This is a genomic window from Albidovulum denitrificans, assembly GCF_002973535.1.
In the GTDB taxonomy this organism is placed as follows: Bacteria; Pseudomonadota; Alphaproteobacteria; order Rhodobacterales; family Rhodobacteraceae; genus Albidovulum; species Albidovulum denitrificans.
Window position 1 is genome coordinate 96,785 of sequence record NZ_PVEP01000012.1, and the last position, 8,287, is coordinate 105,071.

7 protein-coding genes are annotated in these 8,287 nt (G+C 65.7%); all 7 read left to right on the top strand.

Features of this window, described 5'->3' with window-relative positions; translation table 11 throughout:
* Nucleotides 1-141: 141 nt before the first annotated feature.
* The 7 genes from LX70_RS18950 to cas2 all read left to right on the top strand — a co-directional run bounded on the left by LX70_RS18950 (nucleotide 142) and on the right by cas2 (nucleotide 8,074).
* Nucleotides 142-2,388, top strand: a complete 2,247-nt coding sequence (locus tag LX70_RS18950; RefSeq protein ID WP_105516360.1) for a CRISPR-associated helicase/endonuclease Cas3 — start codon at nucleotides 142-144, stop codon at nucleotides 2,386-2,388.
* A 342-nt stretch (nucleotides 2,389-2,730) separates the two neighbouring features.
* Complete coding sequence (gene cas5c, locus LX70_RS18955; protein ID WP_105516361.1) at nucleotides 2,731-3,429, top strand: type I-C CRISPR-associated protein Cas5c; 699 nt, start codon at nucleotides 2,731-2,733, stop codon at nucleotides 3,427-3,429.
* On the top strand, nucleotides 3,426-5,159 hold the full coding sequence (gene cas8c / locus LX70_RS18960; protein ID WP_105516362.1) for a type I-C CRISPR-associated protein Cas8c/Csd1: 1,734 nt from the start codon (nucleotides 3,426-3,428) through the stop codon (nucleotides 5,157-5,159). The genes cas5c and cas8c overlap by 4 nt, the downstream gene beginning before the upstream one ends.
* Entirely contained in the window at nucleotides 5,156-6,109 is a 954-nt protein-coding gene (cas7c, locus tag LX70_RS18965) for a type I-C CRISPR-associated protein Cas7/Csd2 (protein WP_105516363.1), read from the top strand. The genes cas8c and cas7c overlap by 4 nt, the downstream gene beginning before the upstream one ends.
* Nucleotides 6,110-6,112: 3 nt before the next feature.
* Nucleotides 6,113-6,751: a CRISPR-associated protein Cas4 gene (cas4, locus tag LX70_RS18970; RefSeq protein WP_105516364.1), complete on the top strand. Its 639-nt coding sequence runs from the start codon at nucleotides 6,113-6,115 to the stop codon at nucleotides 6,749-6,751.
* Nucleotides 6,748-7,782, top strand: coding sequence for a type I-C CRISPR-associated endonuclease Cas1c (gene cas1c, locus LX70_RS18975; RefSeq protein WP_105516365.1), 1,035 nt, complete (start codon nucleotides 6,748-6,750; stop codon nucleotides 7,780-7,782). The genes cas4 and cas1c overlap by 4 nt, the downstream gene beginning before the upstream one ends.
* 1 nt (nucleotide 7,783) lies before the next feature.
* A complete protein-coding gene (gene cas2 / locus LX70_RS18980) occupies nucleotides 7,784-8,074 on the top strand; it encodes a CRISPR-associated endonuclease Cas2 (protein ID WP_105516366.1) in 291 nt (96 codons plus the stop codon).
* The last annotated feature ends 213 nt before the right edge of the window (nucleotides 8,075-8,287 follow it).

Sequence of the window (8,287 nt, forward strand, 5' to 3'; positions counted from 1 at the left end):
ACGCGTCGTAAGGATTTGGGTCGGAGAGGGGCGCCCGGAACCGGCCCGGTGTTGCACCGCGACCAAACTTGTGGCCGCCATTGACAGCGATCCGCGACAAGGGCAGCTTTGGCTATCAAAGCTTGCCCTCCACGTTCAGACATGACTCATTTCTTTGCGCATTCCGGCGATCCTGCCGACCTTGGCACCTGGCAGACTCTGCCCGACCATCTTGACCAGACCGCGGGCCTTGCCGCGGCCGCCGCCCAAACGGCAGGGCTTTCGCGTTGCGCGGAACTTGCCGCGCGGTTTCACGATTTCGGCAAATACGACCCCGCGTTCCAGCGGCGCCTGCACGGCGACCCCACGCCGGTCGACCACTCGACCGCCGGGGCCAGCCTGCTTCTTGATCGCGCGCCAGCCGGTCCGCAACGGCTTGTGGCCGAGGTTCTGGCCGATGCGATACTCGGCCACCACGCGGGCCTGCCCGACACCAACGGTTCCGATGCCGCCCGCGCCCGGCGCATCGGCCGCTTTCGCCAAAGCGATCCTGTCCCCGCCGATATAACCGCCGCAACCCAGATCGACCTTGCGCCAGCGGTTGCCGAGATCATCGGCAAGATACGGCCGGGCGATGGCTTTGACCTCTCGGTCGCCGGGCGCATGGTGTTTTCCTGCCTCGTCGATGCCGATTTCCGCGATACCGAGGCCTTTTACGCCAGCCTCGAAGGGCGCGACATTCCCGCACGCGACTGGGCAGGGCTGCAAGACCTGCTGCCCGCGCTTACCGGCGCATTCGACACGCGCATGGCGGGCTTCGGGGCCAGCGACCTGAACCGGCTGCGCAGCGAAGTGCTGCGCCACATCCGCGCCCAGGCCGCGCTGGCACCCGGCCTCTTCACGCTGACGGTCCCCACCGGCGGCGGCAAGACGCTGGCGTCGCTTGGCTTCGCGCTCGACCATGCGGCGCGGCACGGGCATCGGCGTATCATCTACGCGATCCCCTACACCTCGATCATCGATCAGACGGCGGCGACCTTCAAAGACCTCTTCGCGGGTCTGGGCGATGTCGTGCTGGAACATCATTCCGCGATCGAGGCCGAACAGCCCGGCGCCGAGGGGCGCGACAAGGCCCGCCTGGCGATGGAGGACTGGGCGGCCCCGGTCGTGGTGACAACGAATGTGCAACTGTTCGAAAGCCTGTTTGCCGCGCGGCCGGGGCGGGCGCGCAAATTGCACAACATCGCAGGCTCGGTGATCGTGCTTGACGAGGCGCAGTGCCTGCCGCGCAAATTGCTGCTGCCAGCGCTGCGGATGATCGAGGTGCTGGCCCACCACTACCATTGCACCGTCGTGCTATGCACCGCCACCCAGCCTGCCTTCGACAGCGCGCAGCTCAGGCAGGGCGGGCTGCCACTGGCGGGGCGCGAACTGGCCCCGAACCCCGAGACGCTGGCGCAAGATCTGCGCCGCGCACGGATCGTCCAGGGCGGGCCGATGACGGATAGCGATCTGGTCGCGGCCCTCGGCGCCAGCCATCAGGCCATGGTGATCGTGAACAGCCGCAGGCACGCGCTGTCCCTGTTCGAGGCGGCGCGGAGCGAAGGGATCGACGGGCTGATCCATCTGACCACCCGCCAGTACCCCACGCACCGCCGCCGTATCCTCGCCGACATACGCGACAGGCTGAAGGACGGCGCGCCCTGTCGGCTGATCGCCACCAGCCTGATCGAAGCCGGCGTGGACCTGGACTTTCCGCGCGGCTGGCGTGCGGAGGCCGGGCTTGACAGCATCGTGCAGGCGGCGGGCCGCGTGAACCGCGAAGGCCGACGGGCGATCGAAGACAGCACCCTGACGGTCTTCGAGGCGGTCGACGACCCTGTCGGCGGAGAGATCGCGCAGCTGGCGAAGGCGATGCGCGCGGTTGCCCGTACCCGCAACGATCTCCTGGCGCCCGAGGCGATCCGGGACTGGTTCGATGAGGTCTATTGGCGCGTCGGGCCGGAACGGCTCGGCCAGCCGATGGTCGATGCCTTCGGCCTGTCGCGAAGCGGCACCGATCTGCCCTATCGCACGACAGCGGAACAATTTCGGATGGTTGAGGATCGGATGGTTCCGGTCATCGTCGCACTGGAGGGCGCGGCACGTGCCGAGGTCGCGCGGCTGGACGTCGCGGAAATCTCCTCCGGCAAGCTTGCCCGTGCGTTGCAACCCTTTACCGTACAAATACCCGCAAAGGACCGCGACACGCTGATCCGAAACGGCCATGCGGACTACCGCCGTGCCGATCTGCGCGGCGACCAGTTCTGTGTGCTGCAAACCCCCTCGCTCTACCGCGCCGAAAGCGGGCTGTGGTGGGAGGGGGCGGATTATCTGGGCGACGACGCGCTACAGACATTCATGTCGTAAACAAACAAATCCTAGGAACTTGACAAAAGACCTCCCGCTTCCTACCTTCTGGCGAGGCGTCCTGGAGGTAAACATGAGAGTCTTCCCCCCCAAGCCATCGCGTATGCTTGAAATCGGGCTTGAATGCCTCGCGCTCGCCCTGCGCCTTGTCCTGAAACTCCTGCCGTAAGAAGCGGCAAGCAGGCGAGCGAAAGGTCATCCAATACGGATGCGGGTAGAAACCTAGGTTTTGTGTGTTGAACCAGTAGGCCCTCACCATTCGTGGTGAGGGCGCAACCTGCGGCAATATTTCGCTTGCGCAACTCGCACGTCGGGATAGCCTCACCGCATTGGGAGAAAGTCATGGCTTACGGTATTCGTCTGCACGTCTGGGGCAATTATGCCCTGTTCACACGCCCCGAACTCAAGGTCGAGCGGCAAAGCTACGACGTCATGACACCCTCGGCGGCGCGGGGCATCCTTGAGGCGATCCACTGGAAGCCGCAGATCAGGTGGGTGATCGACCGGATCCATGTGCTGACCCCGATCCGTTTCCAGCAGATTCGCCGCAATGAGGTGGGCCACAAGGCGCCGGCGGGCAAGATCAGGCAGGCGATGAACCGGGGCGATCTGGAAGGCTTGCAACTGCTGGTGGACGAGGATCGCCAGCAACGCGCCGCAACCGTTCTGGTCCAGCCCGCCTATGTGATCGAGGCGCATTTCGTGCTGACGTCCCGTGCCGATGCCTCGGACAGCGAAGGCAAGCATCTGGACATCTTCAACCGCCGCGCCGCGCGCGGGCAGTGCTTTCACCAACCCTGTCTGGGAACGCGCGAGTTTGCCGCGCATTTCGCGCTGATCGAACCGGGCGCCCCCTTGCCTGCGCGCGCGCCCGAGGCCGAGACGGCAGAGCTGGGCTTTGGCACGCCGCGCGACCTTGGCTTCATGCTTTGGGACATCGACCATGCCGCACCGGGGCGGCCGTCCCTGCTGTTTCGCGCCGGTCTGCGCGACGGCGTGCTGGAGGTGCCTGCGCCCGGCAGCCCGGAGGTAAGGCGATGAGCATGCTGGCCGCGCTGGCGCAGGCCTATGACCGTCTGCCCGACGCCCCGCCCTTCGGGTATTCGGCCGAAAAGATCGGGTTTTGCGTGGTCCTGAACGCGGATGGGTCGGTCGCCGACGTGGTGGACCTGCGCGACACGGACAAGAAGCGCAGCGCGAAGATCGTCATGGTGCCGCAAGCGAAGAAGCGCACCGTCGGCATCGACCCGAACGTTCTGTGGGACAAGACCGCCTATGTTCTGGGCGTGACGGGCGGGACGGGCAAACGTACCGCCGAGGAACACGCAAGGTTCCGGGACCAGCATCTTGAATGGCTGGCCGGTTCCGATGACGAGGGCCTCACCGCGCTTGCAAGGTTCCTGGAAAGCTGGACGCCGGATCGGTTCGTCGCGCCGCTCTGGCCCGAAGAGATGCGCGACCAGAACGTCGTGTTCCGGCTGGTCTCCGGGTTCGAATTCCTGCACGAGAGACCCGCCGCAAAGGCACTTTGGGCGCGCATCGCGGCCGAGGGCGCGTCCGAACCGCAAATCTGTCTGCTGACCGGCGCGTCAGGACCTGTGGCGCGGCTGCATCCCTCGATCAAGGGCGTCTGGGGCGCACAGAGTTCGGGCGCGAGCCTGGTCTCGTTCAACCTCGATGCCTTCACGTCCTACAACCACGAACAGGGCGACAACGCGCCGGTCTCTGAGGCGGCGGCCTTTGCCTATACCACCGCGCTCAACCGCTTTCTGTCGGACCCGAAACACCGGCTTCAGATCGGCGATGCCTCGACCGTGTTCTGGGCCGATTGCGCGGATATGGACACCGCCGCCGAGGCCGAGGACATCTTCGCCGCGATGTTCGGACGCGATACGACCAACGACGATGGGGTCAACACGGCAAAGGTCAGGGAACAGCTCGTCCAGATCCGCGAGGGGCGACGGCTTGCAGAGATCATGCCAAAGCTTGACGAGGGCGTGCGCTTCTTCGTCCTGGGCCTTGCCCCCAACGCCGCACGGCTTTCGGTGCGCTTCTGGTGGGAAGGCAGCTTTGGCACGCTGGCCGCCAACTACCAGCGCTTCATCGACGACACCGCCCTTGACCCGGCCCCGCGCACTGGATGGCCGCCGCTCTGGCGCTACCTGATCGAGCTGGCCGTGCAGGGCAAGCGCGAGAATGTGCCACCGCTGATCGCGGGCGAATGGATGCGCGCGATCCTTTCTGGCACGCGCTACCCGCTTACGCTGCTGTCGGCCACGCTGATGCGCATCCGCGCCGATGGCGAGGTGAACGCCCTGCGCGCCGCAATCCTGAAATCCGTCCTGATCCGCAACCTATCCTGGGAGGTTCCCGTGGCGCTCGATTCCGCCAACACGAACCGGGGCTATGTCCTCGGCAGGCTCTTCGCCGTCTATGAAGAGGTCCAGCGCGCAGCCCTCGGCGGCAGCGTCAACGCGACCATCAAGGACAAGTTCTACGGCGCCGCCTCGGCCAGCCCGCAAAAGGTGTTCCGCACCCTGGATTCCGGCGCACAGAACCACTTCTCCAAGCTGCGCAAGCTCAGCCCCGGCCGCGCGGTGAACCTCGAAAAGCTGATCGGCTCCATCACCGAACTGATGGATCCGGGCGCCGACCCGATCCCCGCCACGCTGAGTTCGGCCGAACAGGCGCTGTTCGGCATCGGCTATTACCACCAGCGAAGCGACTTCTTCCGCAAACACGATGACAAAAGCCCCGAGGTAACCGAATGACCACGCTTTCCCGCCGCCATGATTTCGTGCTGATCTTCGATGTCGCAAATGGAAATCCGAACGGGGACCCCGACGCGGGTAACCTGCCCCGGCTTGATCCCGAAACCAGCCACGGGCTGGTCACCGATGTCAGCCTCAAGCGCAAGATCCGCAATTATGTGGAGCTTGCCCATGCGGGTGAGGACGGGCTGCACATCTATGTCGAAGAAGGCGCGATCCTCAACGAAAAGCACCGCAAGGCCTATGTCGCGCTGCGCGGGGACGAAAAGTCGAAGAAAGACGCCAAGCTCAATCCCAAGGATGACGCCGAAGCGACCGCGCTGCGCGATTTCATGTGCGCCAACTTCTTCGACGTGCGCACCTTCGGCGCCGTGATGTCGACCGGCATCAACTGCGGCCAGGTCAAGGGGCCGGTGCAGATGACATTCGCCAGTTCCATCGAGCCGATCCTGCCGGTGGAGATTTCGATCACCCGTATGGCCGCGACCAACGAGGCCGAACAGAAGAAGCGGGCCGAAGGCGCCGAAGAGGGGGACGCGCGCACCGACAATCGCACCATGGGCCGCAAGCATATCGTACCCTATGGGCTTTACGTCGCGCACGGGTTCATCTCGGCCAAGTTTGCCGAACGCACGGGGTTCTCCGAGGCGGACCTCGATCTGCTGTTTCAGGCGCTGACCAACATGTTCGAACATGACCGTTCCGCCGCGCGGGGCGAAATGACGACACGCAAGCTGATCGTCTTCCGCCACGAAAACGCACTTGGCAATGCGCCCGCCCATGCCCTGTTCGATCGCGTGAAGGTCGGACGCAACGTCGATGGCGCGTTCCGGGCGCCCGATGACAAGGGGCTGGGCAACCTCGCCCCGGCGCGCAAGTTCGCGGACTATATCGTCGAGATCGACCGCGACGGCCTGCCCGACGGGGTCGAGATCCTGGAGCTTGTGTAAGCCATGCCCGCCGAGAGCGAACCGATCCCGCTCTCGGCGGTGCAGCATGCGGTCTATTGCCAGCGCCAGGCGGCGCTTATCCATCTTGAGCGGCTCTGGGCCGACAACCGTTTCACGGCCGAAGGGGATGTGCTTCATGCCGTCGCCGACAAGGGCGGTTCGCGCCGTGGCCGCGGTGCGCGGCGCGTGATGTCGCTGCCGATCGGGTCGGCGCGGCTGAACCTGGTGGGCGTGGCCGACCTTGTGGAGTTCACGCCCGGCCCTGACGGCGAACGCGCCTTCCCCGTCGAATACAAGCGCGGGCGCCCCAAGCTTCACCGCGCTGACGAGGCGCAGCTTTGCGCCCAGGCGCTTTGCCTTGAAGAGATGACGGGCCGCCCGGTACCCGAAGGCGCGCTATACTACGCGCAGACGAAACGCCGCGTCGCCGTGCCGTTCGACACGGGTCTGCGGGCGCTGACCGAAGCGGCCATTGCCGACCTCGCCGCCGCGCTCGCCTCGGGCGTCACGCCGCCGCCCACGCCGCACCGCGCGCGCTGCAAGGCCTGCTCGCTGCACGACCTTTGCCGTCCCGAGACCGTCGCGCGCCCGGTTCTTGCCTGGCGCGACCGAATGATCGCCCGATCCCTGGAGGGCTTGTGAAAAAGCTGCTCAATACCGTCTATGTCACCACCGAAGGGGCCGCGCTTAAGAAGGATGGCGAGGCCCTCGTCGCCGAAATCGAAGGCGCCGAGCGCGCCCGCGTCCCCATGCACATGCTGTCTTCGGTCGTGACCTTCGGCCCGATCCTGATCTCACCCGCCCTGATCGGCGCCTGCGCGGAACGCGGCATAGCCATGGCTCTGCTGGCCCGCAACGGCCGGTTTCAGGCGCGCATCGAGGGGCCGGTCACCGGAAACGTGCTGCTGCGTCGCGCGCAATACGCCCGCGCCGGGACGGGCGCGGAAATCGTGCGCTCGATCGTGCTGGGAAAGGTCTCGAACCAGCGGGCCGTGATCCGGCGGGCCTTGCGCGACTACGGCGATGAGATGAAAACCGGGACCCGTACCACATTGGAAACGGTGACGGACCGGCTGGCGCAGATCCTGCGCCGGGTGCAGCTGCGCGACGCTACGGTCGATGAGATGCGCGGTTCCGAGGGGGAGGCCGCGAACCTCTACTTCGGCGCCTTCGACCACCTGATCCGCTCGCCCGATCCCGAATTGCGCTGGACTGCCCGCTCGCGTCGCCCCCCGCGCGATGCGATGAATGCGCTTCTCTCCTTCCTCTATACCCTGCTCACCCACGATTGCCGGTCGGCCTGTGAAGCGGTCGGCCTTGACCCGGCGGTGGGCTTCCTGCATCGCGACCGCCCCGGCCGCCCAAGCCTCGCGCTTGACCTGATGGAGGAGCTGCGCGCCCCGCTGGCCGATCGTCTCGCGCTGTCGCTCGTCAACCGCCGTCAGCTGCGGGCCGGAGATTTCAAGGCCCAGGACGGCGGTGCCGTGCTGCTGACGGACGAAGGACGCAAGACCGTTCTGACCACCTGGCAGGAGCGCAAGAAGGAAGAGCGTCTGCATCCCTTCCTGCAGGAAAAGGCCCCCTTCGGTCTGGTACCCTTCCTTCAGGCGCAACTGCTTGCGCGACATCTGCGCGGCGATCTCGAAGCCTATCCGCCGTGGTTCTGGAGTTGAGATGCTGGTGCTCGTGACATATGATGTGAACACGCTCGAAGAGGGTGGAAAGAAGCGGCTGCGACGGGTCGCGAAGGCCTGCGAGGACTGGGGCCAGCGGGTCCAGTTCTCGGTCTTCGAGATTGAGGTGGACCCCGCCCAATGGACCAAACTTCGCGCACGGCTTGAGGCGATCATCGCGCCGGAACATGACAGCCTGCGCTACTACTTCCTCGGCGCGAACTGGACCCGCCGTGTGGAGCATGTGGGCGCCAAGCCCGCAACCGACCTCAACGGTCCCCTGATCGTCTGAGCCTGCGAACCCCAAGCGTGCCGCATCCCCCCTTGGGTTCGCAACACGCCCGCTCTTTGAAATCGTGGACTTTTCTTGCGAACGCGACGGCCCCGCCCCGCCCGCGATCGCAATCTTGCGCACCTTCGCAATTACAAACCGATTTACCCGGACATTCCCATGCCTTACGACCCAGACAGTCGCCCCCACCCGGGGGCGCGGATCGAAACATCC